This window comes from Streptomyces sp. NPDC002055 (assembly GCF_040296705.1).
GTDB lineage: Bacteria > Actinomycetota > Actinomycetes > Streptomycetales > Streptomycetaceae > Streptomyces.
In genome coordinates, this window is the sequence record NZ_JBEOXS010000010.1 from 45,935 (window position 1) to 71,381 (window position 25,447).

Consider the following 25,447-nt stretch of genomic DNA (forward strand, 5'->3'; position numbering starts at 1 on the left):
GCGGTGGGCGGCGGGGTCGGGGGACGGGACGGTCACGCCGCCTCCGTGCGGTCCGCGGCCATCCCGGCCGCGTCGAGGAGGGCGGTGCCGACGATGAGGTCGGCGCCGCCGAACTCCGGGTCGTCGAGGTCGGTGCCGTCGTCGACGGCGAACAGCAGCCGCTGCTCGCCCTGCCGGTAGGCGGTGCCGACCGGTGGGCTGGCGGCGTGCACCGCGAGCAGGGCCACGAGGTACGGGAGTTCGGGGTCCCGGCGGCGGGCGTCGGCGAGCAGCCCGGAGAGGCGCCGCGGGGCGTCGGCCGGGAGGTCGAGGAGTTCCATGGCCCGGGCGAGCTGCTCCTCGCTGAACCGGCTGTCGTCGGGCGTCGCGACCAGGTCGGGCTCCGGCATCTCGGCGCCCAGGTGATCGCGTTCGACGGGCGGGGTGAAGAGCAGGTCCACCAGGTCGCCGAGGCGTACGGCCGAGGGGGTGCGCAGACCGGTGCCGCGGGCGAAGAAGGCGTCGGTGACCCGGGTCGCCCGCTCGACCGCCAGGGGCAGCACGGGGGCCACCAGCTGCCCGTAGAGGTCGAGGCCGGCGCGGGCCGCGGGGGCGGCGAACGCCTGCCGGTCCTGCTCGGCGCGGAACAGCGGTCCGGCCTCCAGCAGCCGGGACTGGAGCTGGGTGTGGCGGCGGATGCAGTCCTTGACGATGTCCACCAGCTCGGCGGCGCGGCGCTTGTGCTCCGGCTCCTCCGCTTCGTCGCGGGCGCGGCGGATGTTGGTGAGGATGGCGTTCTCGTGGCGGTAGCGGTCGGCGACGTGGTCGAGCGCCTCGGCGATCATGTCGGGGACGGTGCGCAGCCAGTCGACGGCGCGGACGTTGCGCCGGGTGGCGTCGAGGGTCCGGCGGAGCGTCTCGGCGTACTGGACCGTGCGGTAGCGGGCCTGTTCGGCGGCGAGTTGCGCGTCGGCGAGCCGGCCGCGGCTGATCAGCACCTCCAGCTTCACCTCGGCGGCGATCTGGGCGCTGGTCACATCGGTGTCGAGGGCGCCGACCAGGACGTTGACCGCTTCGTCGGTGGTGCGCAGGTACACGCTGCCGCCGGGCCCGGGCACCTCCTCCACCAGCTTGAAGTCGTAGTCGCGCCGGACGTAGGCGCCGTCCGGGCCGAACGTGCCGTAGACGGCGCGGAATCCGCGGTCCACGCTGCCGACGTTGATGAGGTTCTCCAGCACCCAGCGGGCGACCCGCTCGTGCTCGCCCGCGGGGCGCTCCGGGGCCTGGGCCGCGACCCGCGGCAGCAGCCTGGCCACTATCTGCTCGTGGTCGGCTCCGGTGTCGAAGTCCATGTTGAGCGTGACGAGATCGATGGCGGCGAGCGCGACCTCGGCCATGGCGTAGACCGTGTACGCCCCGGCGAGGTTGGCCTTGCGCACGTCGAGGTCGTGCAGCGGCGCGGTGCAGGCGAGCGCGCGCAGCCGCCGGGCCAGCCCCTCGTCGGCGGCGGGCCCCGGGGCAGCACGGGTCCCCGCGCTGAGCTGGGACGGAGCGAGTTCCGAGGCGTGCGAAGTCACGACGGACAGAGTAGATCCTCGGACCGACAACGACCGAAACGGCGCGGATGGGGCGGGCCCGTTCGCACTGCCGGTGCGGCCCGTTGGGCTCACCCCATCCCACATCAATCCCTCATGAAACAGTACATCTCATGCAGGGTCGGTGAGTTCACTGGCGAAGCGGGACACCTTCCGGCGCGGGCGGCACGGCCGTGACGCCGCGGAGGGGGCGGCTCACGCGGCGGCGCCCCGGGGCCGCCGCCGGGTGGCCGCCGTCAGGACCTCGGCACCGTGCGCGGCGAGGAACGCCTCGATGGCCGGTGCCCAGCCGAACCGTTCGGCGCGAGCCCGGGCCGCCGCCCGCCGCGCCGCCTCCGGCCGGGCCAGCAGCGCCCGCGCCGCGTCGGCGAACGCCGCGCCGTCACCGGCCGCGACCGCCCCGCCCGCACCGACGATCGCCGGGAGCGCGGAACCGGCGTGCGCCACCACCGGAGTACCGCAGGCCAGCGCTTCCAGCGCGGCGAGGCCGAAGGTCTCCACGGGTCCGGGGGCGAGGCAGAGGTCGGCGGTGGCCTGGAGCGCGGCCACCTCGTCGGGGTCGGCGAGGTGGCCGAGGAAGGTGACGGGGAGCCGTTCCGCGCGGGCCCGTTCGGCCAGCCGGGAGCGCAGCGGACCGTCCCCGGCGACCACCAGCACGGCCGGTTCCCCGCGGCGGCGGAGGGCGGCCAGGGCGTCCAGCGCCGTACCCGCCCCCTTCTCGACGGACAGCCGGGAGCAGAGGGCGAGCAGCGTCTCGCCGGGGGCTGCCCAGCGGGCGCGCAGCGCGGCACTGCCGAGGCCGGGCCGGCGGCGGTCGAGATCGACCCCCAAGGGGGCGCGCACGACATTGCGGGCGCCGATCCTGGTGAACTCGCGCTCCGCCCACACGGTGGTGCAGACGACCCGCGAATAGGACAGCGCGGTGCGCCGGTTGAGCCGGTCCGCCGCCTTCCGGGCCGCGCCGTCCGGAACGCCCCAGGTGCCCAGAACGCCGTCCACCGACTCGTGGGAGACCATCACGGCGGGGACGCGGGCGCGCCGGGCCCACTCCCCCGTCCAGCGCAGGGTGGTGCGGTCCGAGACCTCCAGCCGGTCGGGGGCGAGACTCTCCAGCAGCCGGGCGGTCCGGCGACGGTCGGCCAGCACCCGGTAGCCCCCGGTGGCCGGGAGCGGAGTGCCCGGAAGCGTGATCACCCGCCCCTGGACGGTCCGTTCGTCGCGGTACACCTCACCGGGGACGACCAGAACGGGCTCATGGCCCGCCGCCCGGTAGCCCGCGCCCAGTGCGGCCAGCGCGGTGCGCAGCCCGCCGGAGGAGGGGGTGACGAAGTTGGCCAGCCGGACGATCCGCAGCGGCCCCTCACGCGTCATGGCGCCGGTCATGCCGCCACCGCCGTCCGGGCCGTGAGGATCTCGGCGTAGTGGCCGAGGAGCCGGTCGCCGACCGACTCCCAGGTGCGCTCCGCCACGGCCGCGCGGCCGGCCCGCCCGAACCGGGCCCGCCGCTCCGGGTCGGCCAGCAGGGACCGGACGGCGCGGGTCAGGGCGGCGGCGTCCCGCGGCGGTACGAGCAGGCCCGTGCGGCCGTGATCGACCAGGTCGAGGGGCCCGCCCGCCGCCGGCGCCACCACCGGCACCCCGCTGGCCATCGCCTCCTGCACGGTCTGGCAGAACGTCTCGTACGGCCCGGTGTGCACGAACAGGTCCAGCGAGGCGAAGATGCGGGCGAGTTCACTGCCGGTGCGACGGCCGAGGAAGCGGGCCCCGGGCAGCGCCGCACGGAGTCCCGGGGCGCTGGGGCCGTCCCCGACGACGACCAGCCGCACCCCCGGGAGCAGGGCGGTCCCCGCCAGCAGGTCCACCTGCTTCTCGGGCGCGAGGCGGCCGACGTAGCCGACGAGCAGTTCGCCGCCCGGAGCGAGGGAACGGCGCAGTCCGGGGTCGCGCAGCGCGGGGCGGAACCGCTCGGTGTCCACGCCCCGGGGCCAGAGCCGCACCCGCGGAACGCCGTGTTCCACGAGGTCGCGGACGGCGGCCGAGGAGGGGGCGAGGGTGCGGTCGGCGGCGGCGTGCACGGAGCGTATCCGCCGCCATGCGGCGTTCTCGCCGGCGCCGACGTAGGTGCGGGCGTAGCCGCCGAGGTCCGTCTGGTAGACGGCGACGGCGGGGATGCCGAGTCGTGCGGCGGCGGTCATGCCGCGGACCCCGAGGACGAAGGGTCCGGCCAGGTGCACGAGATCGGCGCGGTGCGCGGCCAGCGAGGCGGCGACCCGCCGGCTGGGCAGCGCCACCCGCACCTGGGGGTAGCCGGGGAGCGGCAGCGAGGGCACCCGGACCACCGGGCAGGGATCGGCGGCGGAGATGTCGGCGACGGCCGGGCCGTCGTGCGGCCCGGCCGGTGCGATCACCAGGGGGTCGTGGCCGCGCCGGACGAGGTGCCGGGCGGTCTGCAGGGCGCAGTGGGCCACGCCGTTGACGTCGGGGGGAAAGGACTCGGTGACGATGACGACACGCATACGGGTGTTGTCGGCCGCCGGGACGTGCCCCCGGCCACGGGGACCTGTCCGCCGGGGGAACGTCCCATGAGCGTTTGCGCGGCGATGGCGCCGCGGGCGTCACACGGCGGGCATGTCGGGCCCGATCCGGCTGCGGACGGCCGTCTGGACCTCCGCCTCCTCCGCCGGGTCCGCGGCGAGCCGGCGGAGCTGGTCGACGACGCGGATGTCGCCGATCGCGGCGTGCCGGGCCGCCAGCTCGCGGGTGGTCTCCTCGCAGTCCCACAGGCACTCCACGGCGAAGCCCGCCGCGAACGACGGGTCGGTGGCGGCCAGCGCACGGGCCGCCCGCCCGCGCAGCTGTGAGGAGGAGGTCTCGCGGTAGATGTGGCGCAGCACGGGGGCGGCGCAGGCGATCGACAGCCGGCCGGCGCCGTCGACCAGCGTCCACAGCTCGGCGGCGTCCGCGCCCTCGGTGCGTACGGTCGTGCGCAGGGCGGCGAGCACGAGCCCGGAGTCCTGACGGCCGCCCCGGCAGGCGAGCATGCCCGCCGCCGCCCGGCCCACCGCGTCCGGCCGGCTCGCCCAGCCGCGGGCCCGTTCCAGCGCGGCCATGCTCCGCATGCGTTCGAAGGAGGCGATGGCGACCTCCGCCACGACGGCCGACGGGCTCGCCGCGGCGGCGTCCAGCAGGTCGAGGGCCTCGGGATCCTGCTGTTCCGCGAGGTGGCGCAGGGCGGTGCAGCGGGCCCCGTCGGGGCCCGAGCGGGCGGCTTCGACGATCTCCGGGCGGTCCTCGGGGCCGGCCACGGCGGTCATGCAGCGGGCGGCGGCCGCGTGGCGCGGCTGGGAGGGGTGCTGGTCGAGGCCCTGCTGCGCCCAGTCGAGGACTTCCCGGACGCTCCAGCCGGGGCGCGGCCCGCTCGGCCTGAGCTGCCGCTGCCAGCGGTCGAAGCTGCCCTGTTCCCGGGCGGCACGCACCCGGGCCGCGGTGTCCGGGTCGTCCCGGTCGTCGGCCCACAGCCGCCACGGCCGGGGCTCGAAGGCGTCCCGGACGGCCGCGGCGAGGTCGGCCTCGCCCCGCGGGGTGCGGGGGAACCGGGCGACCACCGCGCGGCCGAGGGCCTTCAGTGCCTCGTCCTCGTCGCGGAGGGCCAGCTCGTCCAGGGCCCAGGCCCAGTTGCTGCCGGCGACGGCATAGCGGCGGAGGAGCAGCAGGGCGTCGGTGCGCCCGTAGCTGGCGAGGTGGCCGAGGACGGCGAGGGCGAGCCCGGTGCGCTGTTCGGAGCTGTCCACCAGGTCGTCGGGGTGGAACAGGTGCTGTTCGATCGGGTCGAGCCCGCCGTCGAGCTCGAGGTGGAGCCGCGCGTAGTAGAGGGAGCGGTTCTCGATCTGCCAGTCGTGCCGGGGGTCGTGCAGCACACAGTGGTGCAGCGCGGCGAGCGCCTCGGCCCGCGGCGCCGCGAGAGCATGCAGGGTCCCGTCGCCGCGGCCTCGCTGCAGGAGGCCGAGGAGGGTGCCACTGGGCGCTATGTCTGGATCGAACATGAGGTCAGCATCCGGTGCGGTGGGTTCGCTGGCAACGGGATTTCCGCCGACCGGCATTCTTGCCGGTGACCACGGGATCTACGCCTGATGAGCAGCGCGGATTTCCGTACCCGAGCGCCGCAGCCTACCCGGACCGTATGATTCCGCCGAGCCGGGGCGACGAACCGGAGAAACCGCCCTTCAAGGCCCCTGGCATATGCCGGAAGCACCACCGAATCGGGTGTTGCCAAATCCCTTACGGGCCGTCGCTCCCTGTGCAACAGTCGTTACCGGCCCTTCCCTCAGACTCGGCCGCGCTTATATCGGAGTACGTGATGCCGCCCCACTCGTTCGCGGACCGTCCAGCCGCTCAGCCGCCGGAGCGCGGCGCGGTGGACGCCCTCATCTCCCAGACCCGCCGCTTACGCGGAGGCGTCGACGCCGTACGGCGGGACACCGCATCGGCCGAGGACGATCCCCGGTTCCGCTGGCAGCGGGCGCTCTGCGACCTCGCGGTGCATCACCTCGACGACCTGGGCCAACAGCTCGGACAGCTGCGCGAGGGGCTGCCGCCCGACCTCGTCCCGGCCGACGCCGCGCCGGACACCGTCGTTTCCGCGCCGATCGCCGGGACGCCGCCCCCCGCCGAGCGGGGCTCGCTGCTCAGCCGGGTGGGCAGCGCCGAGTGGAATCTGCTCACCGACGAAGTGGACTGGTCGGACGAGCTGTTCCGGATCTTCGGGCGCACCCCCGAGGACGGTCCGCTCTCCCTCGACGAGCTGCCGTCCTGGCTGTTCGCGGAGGACCAGGGGCTGTTGACCGCCATGGTCACGGACTGCCTGGTGGACGGGAAGCCCATCGACGGCGAGTTCCGCATCGTGCGTGCCGACGGCTCCGTCCGCACGCTGCACATGATGGGCGAGCCGGTGCTCGACGCCGACGGCTGCACGGCCTCCATGTGGGCCGTGCTGCGCGACGTCAGCGAGCTGCGACGCAGCCAGCGGGCGGTGCGCGAGACCCGTGACTCGCTGCAGCGCCAGCGGCACATCGCACAGACCGAGCGCCGGCTTGCGGTCGAGCTGCAGGAAGCCGTGCTGCCTCCCTGGCGCGGCTCCCTGCGGTTCCCGCAGGGCGGTCAGGCCTCGCTCGACCTGGCCGCCCACTACCTCCCCTCCGGCACCGGCGCCCTCATCGGCGGCAACTGGTACGACGCCCTGCACCTGCCCGACGGGCAGACCCTGCTCAGCGTCGGCGACCTCACCGGGCACGGTGTGTCCGCCACCTCCGGGATGGCCATGCTGCTCGGTGCGCTGCGCGGGATGGCGGTCGCGGGCGTGGCGCCCGGGGCGCTGATGGGCTGGCTCAACCAGCTGCTCGACGCCTCGGCTCAACCCGCTCTGGGCAGCGCCCTCTGCTGCCGATACGACTCCCGCAGCGGCGCCCTGTCCTGGTCACAGGCGGGACACTCCGCACCGCTGCTGTTCCGCGACGGGGTGGGGCGCGCCCTGCCGCAGCCGGGGGGAGTCCTCCTCGGCGCCACCTCCGGAGCCTCGTACGAGCAGGCCGAGGAGCAGCTCGCCCCCGGCGACCTGCTGGTCCTGCACACCGGCGGCCTCGCCCCCTCCTTCACCGACCCCACCGGCCCGGACGGCGACGCGGCGGTGCAACGGCTGCTGGCCCTCGGCCCTCGGCTGTCGGCCGCCCGCAGCGCGCAGGAGTGCGTGCGGATCGTGGCCGAGGAGTTCGGTGAGACGGATCGCGAGGACGACGCATGCGTGATGATCGCCCGGATCGACGCGTAGCACCGGCACCGGTGACCCCAGCGCCGACGTCCTTCCCGACGACGACGCGCTTCCCGACCGCCTCCGCCACAAGGACCTCCGCAGCACCGACCTCAGCGACACCGACAGCACACGACGCCACAGGGCACCGCACCCCGCACGACGCCGTGGGACACCTCATCCCGGACTGGGACTCCCGGACTGGGACGAGCCGCACCGGACTCACCGGAGCACACGGATGCACCCCGCCCGGATCTTCACCGGACCTCACGGGCACCGATGTGACGTGCACACCGATGTGACGTGCACAGGGGATTCCTGCGCCCACGCCCCGGAGCAGCCGGGCGCGGAGCCTCGATCCCTGAAGATCGGCGGAGCCTAGGTCTCTGCAGCTCAAGGGTCTGTTGCGGAACTGTCGTCGCGTCAGGGGCAGGAGAACCCGCCGGCCCGAGCGGGCCCCGTCACACCGTCGTGCTCCTGCCCTTGGCGGGGCTCTTCGGCATGGCCTGCTGGATCTCCTCGCGCAGATCCTCGATCCTGCCGTGTCCGGCGTACTGCCCGGTCAGCCGGTACATCTCGCGGAGCCGGTCCCAGGTGCGGTGCGAGGAGGTCTCCCCCATCGACACCAGCGCGAGCCGGGCGTACCGGTCGGCCTGTTCCGGGTCGTCGGCGATGAAGCAGGCCGAGGCGAGGGAGATGTAGTCGAAGATCTTCGACCGCTGACGGCCGTTCTCCCGCAGCCGGAGCGCCTCCTTGGCGTGCCGCTGGGCGATGACGGCAGCGGAGGGGTCGTGCTCGGCGAAGGTACGGAGGGCCAGTGCCTGCATGCCGTGGAGATCCGCCTCGTCGAACATCTGCATCCAACTCGGCGGCGGGACATCGCCCTTGTCCGAGACGAAGAGCTCCTCGGCCTCGCCCAGCGTGCGCCGCATGGCCTGACCGCGCCCCATCGACGCCTGGGCCCACGCCTCGATGGTGTGCAGCATCGCGCGGGTGCGCGGGAGGGTCTCCTCCCCGGAGCCGGACTTGGCCAGCTTCATCAGGTCCAGGGCGTCGTCCGGCCGGCCCAGGTGCACCATCTGCCGGGCGGCGCGGGAGAGCGCCTCGCCCGCCCGCGGCCGGTCGCCGCCCTCACGGGCGGCGTGGGCCGCGATCACGAAGTACTTCTGTGCCGTGGGCTCCAGACCCACGTCGTGGGACATCCAGCCGGCGAGGACGGCGAGATTGGCCGCCACCCCCCACAGCCGGCGCTGGAGATGGTCGGGATGCCGGTAGGCGAGCATGCCGCCCACCTCGTTGAGCTGGCCGACCACCGCCTTGCGCTGCAGTCCGCCGCCGCGGGCGGCGTCCCAGGCCCGGAAGACTTCGACCGAGTGCTCCAGCGCCTCGATCTCCTGCGACCCCACGGGGGCCGCCTCGTACCGGTCGAAGGCCGCCGGATCGACGGTGGACGTGCCGCCCCGGACGCCGTCGGCGGCGAGGGACGGGTCGGTGTGGAGCCAGTCGTGCATGGCGCCGGTGAGTGCTGAGCCTGCGGCGAGCGCGGCGCCCGCGCCCACCAAGCCGCGTCGGTTGAGCATGAGGTCCATTCCCGTGAATTCGGTGAGGACCGCGGCGGTCCGTTCGGGCGCCCACGGCAGTCCCTCGGCGGACTGCCGTCTACCTGCGCGTCCCTGTCGGTCGAGCCCGAGATCCTCGATGGTCACGACACGACCGAGTCGCTCGGTGAACAGGGATGCCAAAACCTGCGGCACGGGATCGCGCGGCACTTCGCCGGTGTCGATCCAACGCCGCACCCGCGAGGTGTCGGTGGCCAGCTGCGGATGGCCCATGGCCGCCGCATGCCGGTTCACCAGCCTCGCGAGCTCGCCCTTGGACCAGCCGGCCAGGCCGAACAGGTCCGCGAGTCGGGTGTTGGGTTCCTTGGTCACGTCAAGCCCCCAGGTTCCTCGGCTGAGTTGACAGTAACCGGCCGTCATGGGCCGGGCGACTATTCGCCAGGGTTCGCCAGGGTGCGCCAGATGGTGTGCCACCCGCGGCCGGGTGTCCTGTAGGAACGCGCCTCCCCGGCCTGGCGGGCGGCCCGCATTCCCCAGGGTGCCGGCCGCCCTCGGGGCCGGGAGCGCAACAACTCGTCGGCACGCGAAGGGATCTGTCACGCCCATGTACGCAGCATCGTCCTCCGTGTCCGCCCCGCCCCGCCCGTACCGCCCGCAGCCGTCCGGCAGCGGGCCGTATCTCGACCCGGCCCACGCCGCGACGGTCGGCGGCGGTCGGCCACGGCGGGCGCCTGGACCGGGCGCCCAACCGCTCAGCGGGAGAATCGACTTGTCCGGCCCCCAGGGCGCTCAGCTGCGCACGGTGATCGCTGCGGTGCACCGCATCTGTCCGGAGTTCAATCCGGTACAGGTGCTCCGGCGCAGCGGGCGGTCCGTACTACTGGTCGGGACGACGGGCCGCAGCAGCGCCGTCGCCAAGTGCTTACTCGACCACTCCCCCGCCTGGGCGGAGCGGTTCCGGCAGGAAATAGCGGCGTACCGCGCGTTCGTCCGGCACCGCCCGCCCGTGCGGGTGCCCCGGCTGATCGCGGCGGACCCGGACAACTGCACGCTGGTGATCGAGCGCATGCCGGGGCGGGTGGCGTCCCTGCAGCGGCACCCGGCGGAGACACCGCCGCGCGCCGACGTACGGGCGGCGCTGGGCGCGATCTGCCGCGTCAACCAGTGGCGGCCGCCGGCCGGCCTGTTCGACGCCCCGGTCGACTACGCCAGCCGGATGACGCGCTACCACGAGCTGGGGCTGCTCACCGACCGCGACATGGGGGATCTGCAGAAGCTGCTGCACGGGCTGGCGCACAGCGCCGGGAAGCACGTCCCGACACAGTTCTGCCACGGCGACGCGCAGCTCTCCAATGTGCTGCTGTCCCCCGCGGGTGCCGTCCTCGTCGACTGGGAGCATGCCGGCTGGTATCTCCCGGGCTACGACCTGGCGACGCTCTGGTCGGTGCTCGGGGACGCGCCGGTCGCCCGTCGGCAGATCAGCCAGCTGGCACAGGCGGCCGGCCCGGCCGCGCGGGACGCCTTCCTGGTCAATCTGATGCTGGTGCTGACGCGGGAGATCCGCACCTACGAGACCGCCGTGCAGCGGACCATGCACGACCCGGCGCCGGCCGTGCAGGCTCCCGGCGCGACGGGTGAGGAGCAGCGGCTGCTGCTCCGCCGGCTGCACGACGACTGCGCCATGGCGCGCCGGGCCGTACGGGCGGCCGTCGGCACGCGCTGACCGGAGTGGGGATGGTGGCCGACCCGGGTACCGGGGTCGGCCACCATCCCCACTCCAGGGGTCGGCACGCTCCCGGGGCGCGACGGTCGGCGCGGGGTGAACCCTCTGGGCCGATCGGTCGAAATTCCCTGACGCTCCGCGGCCCGGCTCCGGTCCACTCCGCAGGCCCGCAACAGCCTCTCGGCCTTGTATTCCGTGCCTCTGGCGGCACCTGAATGACGTGCACACTCCTCCGCCGCAGCGTGATTGACGGATCGTCTGACTAGCGATAGCTGTAGTCGGGTTCCACGCCATCCCCATCCCGTCTGCGCATCACCTGGCACGGTCCAGCCCGAGGAGGCTGCTGCATGCGAGGATCCGCTCACGAAGGCGCGAGAGGCACCCGGCGGCTCGGGGGGCGGGCGGCCGTCGCGACAGCCGGCGCCGCTCTGCTGATCCCCCTGGTCGCCGCCGCGCCGTCCGCCACCGCCGCCCGGCCCGATCCGTACTCCCTCGAGCAGGCGTTCACCGACGCGGCGCAGCGGTACCAGGTGCCCCGGAGCGTGCTGCTCGGGGTCTCCTATCTGCAGTCCCGGTGGGACAGCCACCACGGGGAGCCGTCCGTCTCCGGCGGCTACGGCCCCATGCATCTGACGGATGCCCGGACCGCGCTGGCGGAGGCCCCTCCCCTGGCGCACGGTGGCGAGGAGGATCCGCGCGGCGACGGTTCCCGGGCGCGCCGGACCGTTCCCGAACAGCCTGCCAAGGTTCCGGAGCCGTCGGAGGTGCCGGCCCGGCTGCGGACGCTCCAGCGGGCCGCCGAGCTGACGGATCTCGCCCCGCGCCGGCTCCGGGAGGACGACGCGGCCAACATCAGCGGTGGCGCGGCGCTGCTCGCCGCCGCCCAGGAGTCGCTCGGGCTGCCGCTCAGCGGGGATCCGGCGCAGTGGTACGCGGCCGTGGCCCGGTACTCCGGCGCCGACGACCGTGCCACGGCGGCCGGCTACGCCGACGATGTGTTCGAGGTGATCCGGCACGGCGAGCGGCGCACCACCGACAGCGGGCAGGAGGTCGCGCTGCCCGGTGCGCCCGGGCTGGAGCCGGCCACCGAGCAGGCGCCGCGGCTGGGCCTGCGGGCCACGGCCGCGGGCAAGGCGGAGTGCCCGGCCGCGGTGGCCTGCGAGTGGATTCCGGCTCCGTACAAGGAGTTCGGCGAGGGGAGCGAGCGGGACTACGGCAACCACGACAAGGCCGACCGGCCCCGCGGCCAGAAGATCGAGTACATCATCGTGCACGACACCGAGGGTCCGTGGGACGTGACGATCGACCTGATCAAGGATCCGACGTACGTCTCCTGGCAGTACAGCCTGCGCTCCTCGGACGGCCATGTCGCCCAGCACGTTCCGCTCAAGGACGTCGCCTGGCACTCGGGGAACTGGTTCGTGAACTCCAAGTCCATCGGTCTGGAGCACGAGGGCTTCCTCACCGCGCCCGACGCCTGGTACACGGAGGCGATGTATCGCGCCTCGGCCCGGCTGGTGCAGCATCTGGCGAAACGATTCGACATTCCGCTGGACCGGCAGCACATCCTGGGCCACGACAACGTCCCGGGCCCGACGGCGATGACGATTCCCGGGATGCACACCGACCCCGGTCCGTACTGGGACTGGGCGCACTACTTCGAGCTGCTGGGCGCCCCGCTGCGGTCGACCGCGGACGCGAAGGGCGGGCTGGTGACGATCCGGCCCGACTACGCCCGGAACAAGCCCGTCTACACCGGCTGCAAGAAGGACAGCAAGGAGAAGTGCCCGTCGCACGGCTCCGGCGCCGTCCGGCTGCACACCGCGCCGCGTGCGGACGCGCCGCTGGTCAAGGACATCGGGCTGCATCCGCCGAACGGTGACGACTCGACGACCGGGGTCAACGATCTCGGTGCGCGGGCCTCCACCGGCCAGCAGTTCGCGGTCGCCGAGCGGAAGGGCGACTGGACGGCGGTCTGGTACCTGGGCCAGAAGGCGTGGTTCCACAACCCGGCCAAGCAGCCGACGGCGGTGAACGCCAAGGGCCGGGTCGCCACCCCGAAGGCGGGCAGGAAGACCGTCGAGGTGTTCGGGCGCGCGTACCCGGAGGCGGCCGCCTACCCGAAGGACATTCCGGTCCAGCCGCTGTCCGCGCTGCCGTACAAGCTGGGGGCCGGCGAGAAGTACGCCGTGGGCCCGAAGATCACCGGTGAGTACTACTACGCCCCGACCTTCGACACCAAGGGCCACCGGGTGGTCCGGGGGAAGCAGAAGTACTACCAGATCCAGGCCGGCCACCGGGTGGCGTTCGTGAAGGCCGAGGACGTGACCGTGCGCCAGTCGGACCAGTAGACCCGGCTCCCGCCGGGCTCGGGTGCGGCCCGCCCAGGGGACGGCCCGTAGCGTCTGTGCCGCCGCTCCGCCACCGCTGGGGCGGCGGCACCGCTGTGGGCTCGGCTCCGCGTGGACAGCCGTGGGCAGCAGGTGGAGAGCCGTGAGCAGCTCCGGGTGGACAGCCGTGGCCCCCGTTCCGCGTGGCCGGCCGAGCGGTCAGCTCTGCTGGAACATCTCCGCGGGCAGCGGCTTGAGCAGCTGGTACAGGTCGTCGGTGATCGGGCGGTCCCAGCTGGCGATGGTGACGAGCACGCCGTCGCTGCGGTCGAACTGGGCGCAGGAGATCCGGCTCTCCGAGAGCTTGATCCGCCGCACGATCAGCAGGTTGTCCTCGTGCATCACCGGGGTGTCCTCGGTCTCGACGATGTGCACCGGCTCCTCGTTGCCCAGTGCGGCGAGGAGCTGGGCCACCTCGAAGGGGGCCTGGTCCTCACCGAGTTCACGGGCCGGGGAGCCCGCGGGCAGATTGCCGATGATCATCGCCGGGCCGCGGCCGCCGAACAGGTCGTAGCGGAGGAAGACGCCCTGGCAGCTGCCGTCCGGGGCAGGCAGCAGGCCCGCGCCGAGATTGCCCGGCCAGTCACTGGGATCCATCGCGAGGACATCGAAGTCCGGCCCGGTGGGCGTGGCTGCGCTGCGGCGGCGGAGGAAGGACATGCCGACATGGTACGTGCCCGCCGACCGCGCGCGATCCGCACCGGGGCGCCGCCGGGAGCGTGCCGTGGCGCTCCGGGGAGCGCGCACCGGCGGTCGGCCGGCCCGGTGCGGGGCCGCACGCCGGAGAGCGGCGGCGCCGGGCCGCGGCCCGTCCGAACGGACCGCCCGAACAGCCCGGCGGCCCGTCAGCCGGACCGTCGTGGCGGTGGCGCGGCCGGTGGCCGGTGTTCCTCCGTCACCGGCCCCACGAGTCCGGCTTCGTAGGCGAGGATCACCGCATGCGTACGGTTGTTCGCATTGAGCTTGGCCAGCAGGTTCCCCACGTGGGTCTTGACCGTCTCCAGGGCCACGGTCAGCCGGGTGGAGATCTGCTGGTTGGACAGCCCCTGGGCCATCAGGCGGACGATCTCGGTCTCACGGCTGGTGAGCGTCGCGGCACCTCCGGTGGCCGGGTCCCGGCGGACGAGCCGTCCGGGGGCCGGTGGCCGGACGGCACCGGGGAACAGCACGGAGTCACCGGTGGCGACCAGCCGGACGGCGTGCGCGATCTGCTGCGACGGGGCGCGCTTGCGGATGAACCCGCTGGCGCCGGCCCGCAGGGCGTCGTGGACGTGCTCGTCGTTCTCGAAGGTGGTGATCACGACGACCTTCGGCGGACGGGCCAGTTCCGCGTGCAGCCGGCGGATGGCCTCGATGCCGCCGACCCGGGGCATCCGGAGGTCCATCAGCACCACGTCGGGGCGCAGCTCGGTGACGAGCGGGAGCACCTCGTCACCGTCGGCCGCCTCGCCCACGACGTCCAGGTCGGGCTTGGCCGACAGCAGGGTGCGCAGTCCGGTGCGGGTGAGTTCCTCGTCGTCGACGATGAGGACGGTCACCGGGCGTTCCTCGGCGGCCGCCTGCGCGGCCGGAGTGCCGTTCACGGCGCGGGCCGCAGCGGCAGCCGTGCGACGAGCCGCCAGCGGCCCCCGCCGGACGGGGCCGGGTCGTCCACCGGGCCCGCGGTCACCTCGCCGCGCAGCAGCCGGACCCGTTCGGTGATCCCGGTGAGGCCGTGCCCGTGCCGTCCGGACGGGCGGCCCGCCGCGGTGGTCACGGGGTTGGTGAGCTCCACCTCCAGCAGGCCGTCGCGGACGGCGACCCGGAGGGTGAGGCCGGTCTGCCCGCCGTGCCGTAACGCGTTGGTCAGGCCCTCCTGGATGATCCGGTACGCCTCCCGCGACACGGTGGCGGGGACGCGGTCGAGGCCGCCGGTGGTCTCGACGGTCAGCTGGGCCCCGGCCCGGCGGACGGTGCCGGTGAGTGCTCCGAGGTCGGTCAGGGTGCGCCGGGGTGCCGTGGGGGAGGGTTCCGCGCGGAGGACGCCGAGGACGTGGTCGAGGTCGTCCAGCGCGGCGCGCGAGGTCTCCTCGATGCTGCTCAAGGCGCTGAGGGCGGCCTGCGGGTCACTGCCCAGGAGTTCCTTGGCGACGGCGGCCTGGATGGTGGCCGCGGTGAGGGTGTGCCCGATCGAGTCGTGCAACTCCTGGGCCAGCCGGTTGCGTTGGGCCTCCTGACGCATCCGCTCCTCGGCGGCGGCCAGCCGCTCGGCGGGCCCGAGGCCCAGCAGGGCCGGGGCGAGCAGCCGCAGCAGCGCCGCTCCTCCGGCGGTGACACCGCAGGCCGTCACGAGGCACGCGGCCGCGACGCCCAGGGTCCACAGGCCCTGCGGACCCGCCGGCACCCGGGCCTCGGTGCGGTGGATGTCGATGACACCTCCGCCGCCGAGCCAGACCGTGACGAAGGCGACCGCCGCGAAGAGCAGCAGTCCGGTCGCCGCGGTCACCACGGCGCCGAGCGCCATGTGCGGCACCAGCCAGGCCGAGGTCCGCAGCCGGTCGGCCCAGCGGGACCGCGGTGCCGCGGCCGGGGCGGGGAGTCCAGTCCCCAGCAGGCCGTTGGCCAGGCGCACGCTCCCCCGCCGGGCGGCGGCGGGCACGCCCATGGCCACGATCACCGCGACCGTGGCGAGGCAGCCGCCCACCGCTCCTGCCGGAGTGGGGTGGCCGGACGCCGCCAGGACGGCGGTCAGGGGCGGCAGGCTCAGCGCCGCCCCGAGGCACGCGTGGAGCCAACTGCGGTACACGGCACCGCCGAACAGCGGTCGCATCATCGTCTGCACGCCGGAACAGTACGTCCGCGGCGGGAGGCGGCACCTCCCTCTGAAGAGCCAGACCGGGGGGCCGGTGAGCGGAGCCGGTGCTTCCGTGCGACGCCCCTTCCGTGCGGCACGTATGCCTACGGCGCGGCTTCGTCGGGCACTGCTGTCATCCGGCGCCTCTTTCATCCGGCTCTGCTTCATCCGGCGCCGCTTTCATCTTTCATCCGGCACTGCTTCGCCCGGCGCCTTCCTCCTAAGCCGTGTCGTCCGATAGCTCCGGGGCTTCGTGCCGGGGTTGTCCGCTGCGTCTTCCGTTCCGGCGGCCGGGGCGGGCTCATCCCTCCCGGCCGGCTCCCGGCGCGGGACCGCCGGTGCGGTCCCGGTGCCGTGCGTGGTGGCGGGCCACCCGGGCGCGGTTGCCGCAGGACGGCTTGCACCACTCCTGGCGGGGGTGGTCCTGGAGGAAGTAGCGCACACAGCGCGGCGCCGGGCAGGCCCGCAGCCGCGCCCGGCCGGGCCCGGTCAGCAGCGCGACGGCGGCGAGTGCGAGGGCCGCGGCCACCCGGTCGGCGGGGGACGCGGGGGCGGCGGCGGTGGGCACGGCCACCGGGGCGCCGCCCTCCGGCCAGTCCAAGCGCGGCGCGGCGGGCACCCGTCCGGCGGCCCGGGCCAGGGTCTGCAGGGCGTCCTCGGCGGTGGGCAGCCGGCCGGCGTCGGCCCGGCTCGCGGGGCGCGGAGCCACGGCCCGCGCGAACAGCGCGCGCACCGCGGTGCGCACCTCCCGCACGGCGCTCAGCACGGTCTCGTCCGCGGTGACCGGGCCGGCGTCCAGGGCGGAGCGCAGCCGTCCCTCCCGGCCGCGCAGCCACTGGGCGAGGCCGTCGACCGTTTCCAGGTCGTCGGTGACGCCGCCCGCGCCATCGTGCCGGAGGGTGACCGCGAGTTCGAGTGCCAGCTGTTCCGGCATCGGGCCAGTCGTCATCGGGCTAGTCGTCATCGGGCTAATGCTAGCCTCGCGATCAACCATTAGGTACGGAGGGGGATTTCATGTCCGATCTGCGGGAACTGCTGCGGGGGCTGGAGGTGTTCACCGGCGATCCGCCCCGGTTCGATCCCGGGAGCGCGCCCGGCAGCCCGGACGGGCTGTTCAGCCAGTGGCTGCTGGGGGCGGTGGAGGCCGCCGTTCCGGCGCCGCACGCCATGACGTTGTCCACGGCCGGTGCCGACGGCACGCCGTCCGCCCGCGTCCTGATCCTGAAGAACGTGACCGCGAACGGCTGGCAGTTCGCCACCGACGCCGCCTCCGCCAAGGGCCGCGACCTCGCCGCCTGGCCGTACGCGGCACTGACCTTCCACTGGCAGCCGCTCGCCCGGCAGGTCCGCGTCCGGGGGCCGGTGGCCGCGGAGAGCCCGGAGCGCAGCGCCGCCGACTTCCTCGCCCGGAGTACCGCGGCCCGGGCGGAGTCCCTGCTGGGGCGGCAGAGCAGTCCGCTCGAGGACCCGGCCGTCCGGGACCGGGCGGTGCGGGAGTCCCGGGCGCGACTGGAGCGGGATCCGGAACTCGTGGCTCCCGGCTGGACGCTGTACACCCTCCGGGCCGACGAGGTGGAGTTCTGGCAGGGCGACCGGGACCGCCGGCACACCCGGCTCGTCTACCGCCGCACCGGGTCCGACTGGCGCAAGGAGCTGTTGTGGCCGTGACACCCCCGCTGCACGCCGTGCTCGCTGCCCAGCGGCGGCTGGACGGCCTGCTGGACGGACTCACCGACGCGGTGGTACGGGCACCGAGCGCGCTGCCCGGCTGGTCCCGTGCACATGTGCTCGCGCATCTCGAAGGAGTCGGCGCCGCCCTCGCGCGGCAGGCCCGGTACGCCACCCAGGGCAGGACGATCGAGGTGTACGACGGCGGCCGGCCGGCCCGGGACGCCGCCATCGAGGCGGGTGCGGAGCGGTCCGCCGAGGAGCTGCGGGCGGCCGTGCGGAGCATGCTCGGCACCGCGGAGGAGGTCTGGTCGGGGCTCGATCCCGAGCAGTGGCGGCTCCCGGTGCGCTACCGCGACGGCGAGGTGACGACCGCCCTGCTGGCCTGGTGGCGGGAGGTGGAAGTGCACACCGCCGACCTGCTGCTGGGGCGCGGGCCGAGCGGCTGGTCCCGCGCGTTCTGTGCGCACGCGCTGGACTTCCTCGCACCGCGGGCGCCCGAGGGCGGTCTGAGGCTGGTGGCGGCCGACGGTCCCGAGGTGCGCGCGCTGGGGACGGGCGAGCGGCCGGTCACCGTGCACGGGGCGCTGGCCGATCTGACGGCGTGGCTGGCGGGCCGGGCCCCGGAGGGCCGGGTCGACGCGGCGCCGGGGCCGCTCCCCGAACTCCGGCCGTGGCCCTGACCGTCGGGACATGCCGGTCCGCCCGGCGGGTGGACCGGCGCCGTGCCGCGCCGCGGCGCCTCGTCGGGCGGCCGCGGCGCGGGGCGTGAGCCGGGGGTCGCCCCTCGGGACACGCCGGAACGACGCTCAGGTGAGGTCGAACTCGCCGTCCCGGGCGCCGAGGACGAACGCGCGCCACTCCGCCGGTGTGAAGATCAGCGCCGGGCCCTCCGGGTTGCGGCCGTCCCGCATCGCGATGTAGCCCTCGATGAAGGCGATCTGGACATCACCCGTCCCCTGGCTGCTGGACTGCCACTCGGCGTTGCTCAAGTCGAGCTGGGGCTTCTTGAATCCTGCCGGCGCCTGCTGTGTGGTGCTGTCGGCCACGTCCGTGCTCCTCCCGGTTCGTCTGCCCGGTCAGCCTATCGATCGTCACCGGTGGCGCACAGGCCGTGCGCCAATCAGGACCGGGGCGGCTCGGAGCCGACCAGCCACATGGCGAAGAACTGGGAGCCGCCGCCGTACGCGTGTCCGAGCGCCGTGCGCGCGCCCGCCACTTGGTGCTCCCCCGCCCGGCCGCGGACCTGGAGCGCCGCCTCGGCGAAGCGGATCATGCCGGAGGCCCCGATGGGGTTGGTGGAGAGCACCCCGCCCGAGGGGTTGACCGGCAGGTCGCCGTCGAGTTCGGTGGCGCCCGACTCGGTGAGCTTCCAGCCCTCCCCCTCGGCGGCGAAGCCGAGGTTCTCCAGCCACATGGGTTCGTACCAGGAGAACGGCACGTACATCTCGACCGCGTCGATCTCCCGGCGCGGGTCGGTGATCCCCGCCTGCCGGTAGACGTCCGCGGCGCAGTCCTTGCCGGCCTGCGGGGAGACGAAGTCCTTCCCGGCGAACATCGTGGGCTCGCTGCGCATCGCCCCGCCGTGCACCCAGGCCGGCGGGTGCGGGGCGCGCCGGGCGCCGGCCCGGTCGGTGAGGACCATGGCGCAGGCGCCGTCCGAGGAGGGGCAGGTCTCGGAGTAGCGGACGGGGTCCCAGAGCATCGGGGAGGACTGCACCTTCTCCAGGGTGAGCCCGGCCTCGTGGAGGTGCGCGTAGGGGTTCCTCAGCGCGTTGCGCCGGTCCTTGTAGGCCACCAGCGCGCCGACGGCGGACGGCGCGCCGGAGCGGCGCATGTACGCCCGTACGTGCGGGGCGAAGAAGCCGCCCGCCCCCGCTAGCAGCGGCTGCTGGAAGGGGATCGGGAGCGACAGCCCCCACATGGCGTTGGATTCGGACTGCTTCTCGAAGGCCAGGGTGAGGACGGTGCGGTGGACGCGGGCGGCGACGAGACCGCAGGCGACCAGGGCCGTGGAGCCGCCCACGGAGCCGGCGGTGTGCACCCGGAGCATCGGCTTGCCGACGGCGCCGAGCGCGTCGGCGAGGAACAGCTCCGGCATCATGACGCCTTCGAAGAAGTCGGGGGCCTTGCCGATGACGACGGCGTCGATGTCGGCCCAGTCCAGCTCGGCGTCGGCCAGGGCGCGGACGGCGGCCTCCCGGACCAGTCCGGCCAGCGACACGTCGTGCCGGGCCGCGACGTGCTTCGTCTGTCCGATGCCGACGACGGCCACGGGTTCTCGGGTCATCGCTCGGCTCCTTCGAGGACGGCGACCAGGTTCTGCTGGAGGCAGGGGCCGGAGGTGGCGTGGGCCAGGGCGCGGTCGGACGCCCCGCGGTGGATGCGGGCGGCGGCCTCGCCGAGGCGGATCAGGCCGGCGGCCATCACCGGGTGGGCGGCGAGCGCGCCGCCGGAAGGGTTCACGGTCACCGTGCCGTCCAACCGCAGGGCCTTGCGGAGCACGACCTCCTGGGAGGTGAAGGGGGCGTGGATCTCGGCGGTGTCGACGGGCCGTTCGAAGGCGCCGGCCCGCTCGGCGGCGAGCCGGGCGGAGGGCGAGTCGGTCAGGTCGCGCACCCCGAGGCTGTGGGCCTCGATGCGGTGGTCCATGCCGCGGATCCAGGCGGGGCGGGGGCACAGCCGGCGGGCGGTGGCCCCGGCGGCGAGGACGACGGCGGCCGCGCCGTCGCTGACCGGGGGCACGTCGTGCCGCCGCAGCGGCCGCACCAGGTACTCCTCGGCGAGCAGCCCCTCCGGCGGCGGCGAACCGGTGAGCTGGGCGTGCGGGTTGTCGCGGGCCGCGGTGCGGCTGCGGGCGGCGATGCCGGCGAGGGCCCGCTCGTCGGTGTCGCCGGCGTCGATCAGCGCCTGGGCCTGGAGGGCGGCCAGGGAGACGGAGTCCGGCCAGAGCGGCGCCACGTAGTACGGGTCGAGCTGACGGGTGAGCACGTCCCGGAGTTCGCCCGGGGAGGACTTCCCCCAGGCGTAGACGAGTGCGGTGTCCGCCTCGCCGGTGAGCAGCCGGACCCAGGCCTCGTACAGGGCCCAGGCGCCGTCCGTCTCGACGTGCGACTCGGAGATCGGGGGCCAGGCGCCGACCCCGTCGAGGGCCATGGTGAACGAGAAGGCCCGCCCGGCGAGGTAGTCGCTGGAGCCGGAGCAGGTGAAGTCGATCTCCCCGGTCCGCAGGTCCACCTGGCGCAGGACGTCCTCCAGGACGGGGATCAGCATCTCCACCTCGGAGACCTCGGCGGTGCTGCGCCGGTGGTCGGTCTGGGCGAAGGCGACGATGGCCACGTCCCGCGTCACAGCAGCTCCCGGTAGGTCTCGTAGGCGGCGTCGGGTTCGCCGGTGGGGCGGTAGTGGTCGGGGTGCCGGCCGCCTTCGGTCCAGACGGGTTCGACGCGCAGCCCCATCCGCACCCGGTCGTACGGGATGCCGCCGATGCGGCCGTGGAGGGCGAGGTCGGCGCCGTCCAGGGCGATGTGGGCGTAGACGTAGGGCACGTCGATGTCGAGGTTCTTCGCCTTGATGTTGACGATGCAGAAGGTGGTGACGGTGCCGCGGGGGCCGACCTCGACCTGCTCGCCGGTGGCGACGCCGCAGGTGGGGCAGGCTCCGCGGGGCGGGACGTAGACCTTCCGGCAGGCCGGGCACCGCTCCCCGACGATCCGCCGGCCGGCGAGCGCGGCCAGGTGACGGCTCTGCGCGCGGCCGGGAGCGTAGGTGTAGTCGAGACGGGCGGGGGCGACGATGCCGGTGACCGGGTCGTCGAACACGCCGTCGTGCGGGGCGGGTTCAGCCGCATCCGGGTCGGTTCCGACGGTGTCCGGGGCAGGTTCGAAGCAGGCGATGTCGGTGATGGCGCCGGTGCGCTCCGCGGCCCAGCGGATACGGACCCGCAGTCCGGTGCGGACGTGCTCCGGCCCCGGGACGTCGAGAGCGTGCAGCAGCGCGGTGTCGGCGCCGTCGAGCCGGACGAGCACCCAGGCGAAGGGCCGGTCGCGGGGGCCTGCACGGCGGGGCTGCGGGTTCCAGGCCCAGGTGGTGACGGTTCCGGTGGTGCCGACCTCGACGAGTTCGCGCAGCTCGGCGGCGGTGACGGGGTCGTACTCGGCGGGCGGGACGAGGATCCGGCCGTCCTCCGTGCGTGCCCCGAGGACCGTGCGTTCGCGCAGGCCCGTGAGGAAGGCGCCGCGGACGGGGCCGAGGGAGCGGGTGAAGGGGAACTCGAGGACCAGCGGGGCGCTCAGCACCTCGGGGCCGGGGGTGGACGGCATGGCGTGGCTCCTTCCAGGGGCCGGTGCCGGAGGGCCGGTCGTCAGGCCCGCCGGAAGACGGGGGGCCGCTTCTCGGCGAAGGCCCGGGAGCCCTCCTTCGCGTCGGCGGTGCCGAAGACGGGCCAGCCGAGCTCGAATTCGCGTCGCAGGGCCTCGGTCTCGCCGAGTTCCGCGGCCTCGTGGACGGACGCCTTGACGGCCTCCACGGCGAGCGGGCCGTTGGCGTTGATCAGTTCGGCGGTCTCCAGGGCCCGTTCCAGCGCGGTGCCGTCCGGGACGACATGGCCGATCAGGCCGATCCGCTCGGCCTCGGCGGCGCTGTACGGACGGCCGGTGAGCAGCATCTCCAGGGCGTGGGTGCGGGGGATCTGCCGCGGCAGGCGCACGGTGGAGCCGCCGATCGGGAAGAGCCCGCGCCGGACCTCGAAGAGGCCGAAGGTGGCGCTCTCGCCCGCGATCCGGATGTCGGTGCCCTGGAGGATCTCGGTGCCGCCGGCGACGCAGGGGCCCTCCACCGCGGCGATGACCGGCTTGCGGGGGCGGTGGTTCCGGAGCAGGGCCTTCCAGTGCAGATCGGGGTCGGCCTTCATCCGGTCCCGGTACTGATCGCCGCCGGAGCCGTCGCCGGCCAGGGACTTGAGGTCCATGCCGGCGCAGAAGGCTCCGCCGGCGCCGGTCAGCACCACCGACCGGATGTCATCGTCCGCGTCCGCCGCCAGCCAGCCGTCGTACAGGCCGACCAGCATGGGGAGCGACAGGGCGTTCCGGGCCTGCGGCCGGTTCAGGGTGAGCACCAGGGTGGCGCCTTCGCGCCGCTCGGTGAGGTGTTCCGTCTCCACGCCCACGGCTTCCTCCTGTCGTCGGCCCGTGGCCGGGCCGGGGTCGGGGCGCGCCGGCCCGGTCGCTCGCCGGACGCGGTGCGGCCGGCGCGGCGCTGCGGATCGGGTGCGCGGGTCGGCGCCCGGCGCCGGCGGGAACCGTCCGCCGCGCCGGCGCGGCACCGGAACAGGGTGCAGGAAGCGGAGAGCCAGTTCAAGAGTTTTCTGACTAGCAGTCAGATTTCTTGGGCGGCGCTCTTCCCCCCTCCGGCGCCGGGCGCTCTAATGACCGCCGGGCCGCGGGCCCGAACGTCGCCGCCGGGGCGAGGAGGAGATGTGGAGTACAACCTTGCCGACCTGTTCGAGTCGGTCGTGGACGCCGCGGCGGACCGTGAGGCGCTGGTGTACGCGGACCATCCCGTCACGGGCGCGGAGCGGCGCCTGACCTACGCCGAGCTGGACACCGCCGCCAACCGGCTCGGCCACCATCTCCTGGACCGGGGGATCGGCCCCGGCGATCATGTCGGCCTGCACCTGTACAACGGCGTGCCCTACGTCCAGACACTGCTGGCCTGCCTGAAGATCCGCGCGGTGCCGGTGAACGTCAACTACCGATATGTCGAGGAGGAGTTGGTCTACCTCTACCGGGACGCCGATCTGGCGGCCCTCGTCTTCGACGGGGAGTTCGGTGCGCGGGTGGCGGCCGCACTGCCGCGGACGCCGTCGCTGCGCCACCGGATCCGGGTCGGCGGGTGCGCCGAGGAGGCCGACTGGCCGGGCGGCCTGCCGGTGCCGTTCGCCGAGGCCGTGGCGTCCGGGGACCCGGGGCGGGGGTTCGGGCCGCGGTCCGGGGACGACCGGTTCATCATCTACACCGGCGGCACCACGGGCATGCCCAAGGGTGTGCTGTGGCGGCAGGAGGATCTCTTCTTCGCCGGCATGGGCGGCGGCGCGCCGACCGGCCGGCCGGTGTCCCGGCCGGAGGAGCTGGCCGAGCGGGTCGCGGCGGGCGGTGCGGGGCTGGTCTTCTTCCCGACGGCGCCGCTGATGCACGGCACGTCCACGCTCACGGCCTTCATCGCCTTCCACTTCGGCCAGAAGGTGGTGCTGCACCGGAAGTTCGTACCCGAGGAGGTGCTGCGCACCGTGGAGCGGGAGCGCGTCACCAGTGTCTCCCTGGTCGGTGACGCGATGCTGCGGCCGCTGGTCGACGCGCTGTCCGGGCCGTTGAAGGGGACCGACTGCGCGTCGCTGCTGAGCGTCAGCAGCTCCGGCGCGATCCTCTCCGAGACGGTGCGGGCCCGGTTCCGGGAGCTGGTGCCGCACACGCTGCTGCTCAACAACTTCGGTTCGTCGGAGTCGGGTTTCAACGGCACCGCCACCGAGGACGCGGGGCCGGAGCGGGGCTTCCGGTTACGGGTCGGCCCGACGACGACCGTGGTGGACCCGGCCACCCATGAGCGGGTGCCGCCGGGCGAGCCGGGACGGATCGCCCAGCGCGGCCATGTCCCGCTCGGCTACTACAACGATCCGCGGAAGACGGCCGAGACGTTCTTCGAGGCGGACGGGGCGCGCTGGGTCCTGCTCGGGGACATGGCGACCCTGGACGAGGACGGGGTGCTGACGGTCCTCGGCCGCGGCTCGCAGTGCATCAACACCGGGGGCGAGAAGGTCTATCCGGAAGAGGTCGAGCAGGCTCTGAAGGCGCACCCCGATGTGTACGACGCGCTGGTCACGGGCGTACCGGACCCCCGGTGGGGGCACCGGGTGGCGGCTGTGGTCGAACTCCGGGACGGGGCCGCGGAACCGACGCTGGAGGAGATCCAGCACCACTGCCGCACCCGGCTGGCCGGGTACAAGATCCCGCGCGGCCTGGTCGTCACGGCACGGATACAGCGGTCACCCAGCGGAAAGGCGGACTACCGGTGGGCGCGCGCCGTGGCGGCGGGCGGCGGCGGCTGAGCGGACGGGGTGCACGGGCGGTAGCCATGGGCGGTGTGCGCGGGCGGTGTCGCGGCCTCGGCTCGGTTGCCGTCGGCACCCTCGGCGTCCCGGGCCTCCCCGGATGAAACAGCCCGCGCGGTGAGCGGCGGCACGGCCGCGGCCGGCCATGGCCCGCTCGCCGACGCCCGATGCCTGGCCCGCCGTCCCCGCCGGATCACCCCCGGTCCGGGCCCGCACCCCCGCCCGTCCGGTCCGGGCCGTCCGCATCAGCCGCCCCGTCGGTGTCCTCGACCAGCGTGGATCCCTCGAACACGCCGAGCCGCTCCCGGTAGAGCTCGATCGGCACCCCGTTCGGGTCGTGCAGGTAGAGGCTGTCCTCGACGCCCCGGTCCGGGCCCAGATACTCGATGCCGGCGGCGTCGAGCGCTTGCCGCGCCGCCGTGTACTGGGCGTCGCTGACCGAGAGCGCGAGGTGCTGGACGCCGCCGACGGTCTCGGTGAACGGCGGGTGGTCGTGCCCGGGGAAGTCGAAGAACCCGAGCAGGTTGCCGTGGCCGATGTCGAAGAAGAAGTGCGTGGAGCCGCGGTAGTCCCGGTTCTCCACGATCTCCACCAGGGGGAAGCCGAGGAACTCCTGGTGGAAGCGGATCGTCTCCTCGACGTCCCGGCAGATGAAGGCGATGTGGTGGATGCCGCGCGCTGTGGCGGCCGGCCGGTTCCGGCGGCCGTGGAGGTACCGGGCCCGCAGTTCCTCACGGTGCGCGCGCACCCGTTCCAGCGCGGCTCCCTCGGGCTGAGGCATGTCCTGGTCCT

General features: G+C 74.4%; 21 protein-coding genes. 6 read left to right on the forward strand and 15 right to left on the reverse strand.

Features of this window, described 5'->3' with window-relative positions:
- Nucleotides 1-32: 32 nt before the first annotated feature.
- The 4 genes from ABT112_RS08230 to ABT112_RS08245 all read right to left on the reverse strand — a co-directional run bounded on the left by ABT112_RS08230 (nucleotide 33) and on the right by ABT112_RS08245 (nucleotide 5,617).
- Entirely contained in the window at nucleotides 33-1,556 is a 1,524-nt protein-coding gene (locus tag ABT112_RS08230) for a hypothetical protein (protein ID WP_351506886.1), read from the reverse strand.
- A 213-nt stretch (nucleotides 1,557-1,769) separates the two neighbouring features.
- Nucleotides 1,770-2,957 (reverse strand): glycosyltransferase, encoded by a 1,188-nt coding sequence (locus ABT112_RS08235; RefSeq protein ID WP_351506888.1) that lies wholly within the window; start codon nucleotides 2,955-2,957, stop codon nucleotides 1,770-1,772.
- A complete protein-coding gene (locus ABT112_RS08240) occupies nucleotides 2,954-4,090 on the reverse strand; it encodes a glycosyltransferase family 4 protein (RefSeq protein ID WP_351506890.1) in 1,137 nt (378 codons plus the stop codon). Before ABT112_RS08240 ends, ABT112_RS08235 begins: the two co-directional genes overlap by 4 nt.
- Nucleotides 4,091-4,189: 99 nt before the next feature.
- Nucleotides 4,190-5,617: a HEAT repeat domain-containing protein gene (locus ABT112_RS08245; protein WP_351506891.1), complete on the reverse strand. Its 1,428-nt coding sequence runs from the start codon at nucleotides 5,615-5,617 to the stop codon at nucleotides 4,190-4,192.
- A 314-nt stretch (nucleotides 5,618-5,931) separates the two neighbouring features.
- Between ABT112_RS08245 and ABT112_RS08250 the strand changes: the two genes are divergently transcribed.
- Nucleotides 5,932-7,398 carry a PP2C family protein-serine/threonine phosphatase gene (locus ABT112_RS08250; RefSeq protein ID WP_351506893.1) on the forward strand — a complete coding sequence of 489 codons (1,467 nt, stop codon included), beginning with the start codon at nucleotides 5,932-5,934 and terminating at the stop codon, nucleotides 7,396-7,398.
- 440 nt (nucleotides 7,399-7,838) lie between these two features.
- On the opposite strand, the gene ABT112_RS08255 is transcribed toward ABT112_RS08250, so the two are convergent.
- Nucleotides 7,839-9,308, reverse strand: a complete 1,470-nt coding sequence (locus tag ABT112_RS08255; RefSeq protein WP_351506895.1) for a DNA-binding protein NsdB — start codon at nucleotides 9,306-9,308, stop codon at nucleotides 7,839-7,841.
- A gap of 232 nt (nucleotides 9,309-9,540) precedes the next feature.
- Between ABT112_RS08255 and ABT112_RS08260 the strand changes: the two genes are divergently transcribed.
- Together ABT112_RS08260 and ABT112_RS08265 are read left to right on the forward strand one after the other, a co-directional pair.
- Nucleotides 9,541-10,659 (forward strand): aminoglycoside phosphotransferase family protein, encoded by a 1,119-nt coding sequence (locus tag ABT112_RS08260; RefSeq protein WP_351506897.1) that lies wholly within the window; start codon nucleotides 9,541-9,543, stop codon nucleotides 10,657-10,659.
- Nucleotides 10,660-11,006: 347 nt separating this feature from the next.
- Nucleotides 11,007-13,010, forward strand: coding sequence for an N-acetylmuramoyl-L-alanine amidase (locus ABT112_RS08265; RefSeq protein ID WP_351506899.1), 2,004 nt, complete (start codon nucleotides 11,007-11,009; stop codon nucleotides 13,008-13,010).
- A gap of 198 nt (nucleotides 13,011-13,208) precedes the next feature.
- Here the strand turns inward: ABT112_RS08265 and ABT112_RS08270 are convergent, their stop codons facing one another.
- From ABT112_RS08270 to ABT112_RS08285, 4 genes are all read right to left on the reverse strand, one after another.
- Complete coding sequence (locus ABT112_RS08270; protein ID WP_351506901.1) at nucleotides 13,209-13,709, reverse strand: hypothetical protein; 501 nt, start codon at nucleotides 13,707-13,709, stop codon at nucleotides 13,209-13,211.
- 185 nt (nucleotides 13,710-13,894) lie between these two features.
- Nucleotides 13,895-14,632, reverse strand: coding sequence for a response regulator (locus ABT112_RS08275; protein ID WP_351506903.1), 738 nt, complete (start codon nucleotides 14,630-14,632; stop codon nucleotides 13,895-13,897).
- Nucleotides 14,629-15,861, reverse strand: coding sequence for a sensor histidine kinase (locus tag ABT112_RS08280; protein WP_351507102.1), 1,233 nt, complete (start codon nucleotides 15,859-15,861; stop codon nucleotides 14,629-14,631). Before ABT112_RS08280 ends, ABT112_RS08275 begins: the two co-directional genes overlap by 4 nt.
- A gap of 322 nt (nucleotides 15,862-16,183) precedes the next feature.
- Nucleotides 16,184-16,846: a CGNR zinc finger domain-containing protein gene (locus tag ABT112_RS08285; RefSeq protein WP_351506905.1), complete on the reverse strand. Its 663-nt coding sequence runs from the start codon at nucleotides 16,844-16,846 to the stop codon at nucleotides 16,184-16,186.
- Between the two features lie 50 nt (nucleotides 16,847-16,896).
- Between ABT112_RS08285 and ABT112_RS08290 the strand changes: the two genes are divergently transcribed.
- Both ABT112_RS08290 and ABT112_RS08295 read left to right on the forward strand, forming a co-directional pair.
- Nucleotides 16,897-17,550: a pyridoxine/pyridoxamine 5'-phosphate oxidase gene (locus tag ABT112_RS08290; RefSeq protein WP_351506907.1), complete on the forward strand. Its 654-nt coding sequence runs from the start codon at nucleotides 16,897-16,899 to the stop codon at nucleotides 17,548-17,550.
- Nucleotides 17,541-18,233 (forward strand): maleylpyruvate isomerase family mycothiol-dependent enzyme, encoded by a 693-nt coding sequence (locus ABT112_RS08295; RefSeq protein ID WP_351506909.1) that lies wholly within the window; start codon nucleotides 17,541-17,543, stop codon nucleotides 18,231-18,233. Before ABT112_RS08290 ends, ABT112_RS08295 begins: the two co-directional genes overlap by 10 nt.
- Nucleotides 18,234-18,359: 126 nt before the next feature.
- On the opposite strand, the gene ABT112_RS08300 is transcribed toward ABT112_RS08295, so the two are convergent.
- The 5 genes from ABT112_RS08300 to ABT112_RS08320 form a co-directional block, all read right to left on the reverse strand.
- Complete coding sequence (locus ABT112_RS08300) at nucleotides 18,360-18,599, reverse strand: DUF397 domain-containing protein (RefSeq protein ID WP_351506911.1); 240 nt, start codon at nucleotides 18,597-18,599, stop codon at nucleotides 18,360-18,362.
- Between the two features lie 74 nt (nucleotides 18,600-18,673).
- Nucleotides 18,674-19,840 carry a thiolase family protein gene (locus ABT112_RS08305; RefSeq protein ID WP_351506913.1) on the reverse strand — a complete coding sequence of 389 codons (1,167 nt, stop codon included), beginning with the start codon at nucleotides 19,838-19,840 and terminating at the stop codon, nucleotides 18,674-18,676.
- A complete protein-coding gene (locus ABT112_RS08310) occupies nucleotides 19,837-20,901 on the reverse strand; it encodes a thiolase family protein (RefSeq protein WP_351506915.1) in 1,065 nt (354 codons plus the stop codon). The genes ABT112_RS08305 and ABT112_RS08310 overlap by 4 nt, the downstream gene beginning before the upstream one ends.
- Complete coding sequence (locus ABT112_RS08315; protein ID WP_351506917.1) at nucleotides 20,898-21,872, reverse strand: OB-fold nucleic acid binding domain-containing protein; 975 nt, start codon at nucleotides 21,870-21,872, stop codon at nucleotides 20,898-20,900. The genes ABT112_RS08310 and ABT112_RS08315 overlap by 4 nt, the downstream gene beginning before the upstream one ends.
- A gap of 41 nt (nucleotides 21,873-21,913) precedes the next feature.
- Entirely contained in the window at nucleotides 21,914-22,717 is an 804-nt protein-coding gene (locus ABT112_RS08320) for a crotonase/enoyl-CoA hydratase family protein (protein ID WP_351506919.1), read from the reverse strand.
- Between the two features lie 309 nt (nucleotides 22,718-23,026).
- Here ABT112_RS08320 and ABT112_RS08325 point away from each other — a divergent pair, with 309 nt between their 5' ends.
- Nucleotides 23,027-24,652, forward strand: coding sequence for an acyl-CoA synthetase (locus ABT112_RS08325; RefSeq protein ID WP_351506921.1), 1,626 nt, complete (start codon nucleotides 23,027-23,029; stop codon nucleotides 24,650-24,652).
- A 196-nt stretch (nucleotides 24,653-24,848) separates the two neighbouring features.
- On the opposite strand, the gene ABT112_RS08330 is transcribed toward ABT112_RS08325, so the two are convergent.
- Nucleotides 24,849-25,436 (reverse strand): VOC family protein, encoded by a 588-nt coding sequence (locus ABT112_RS08330; RefSeq protein WP_351506923.1) that lies wholly within the window; start codon nucleotides 25,434-25,436, stop codon nucleotides 24,849-24,851.
- Nucleotides 25,437-25,447: the final 11 nt, after the last annotated feature.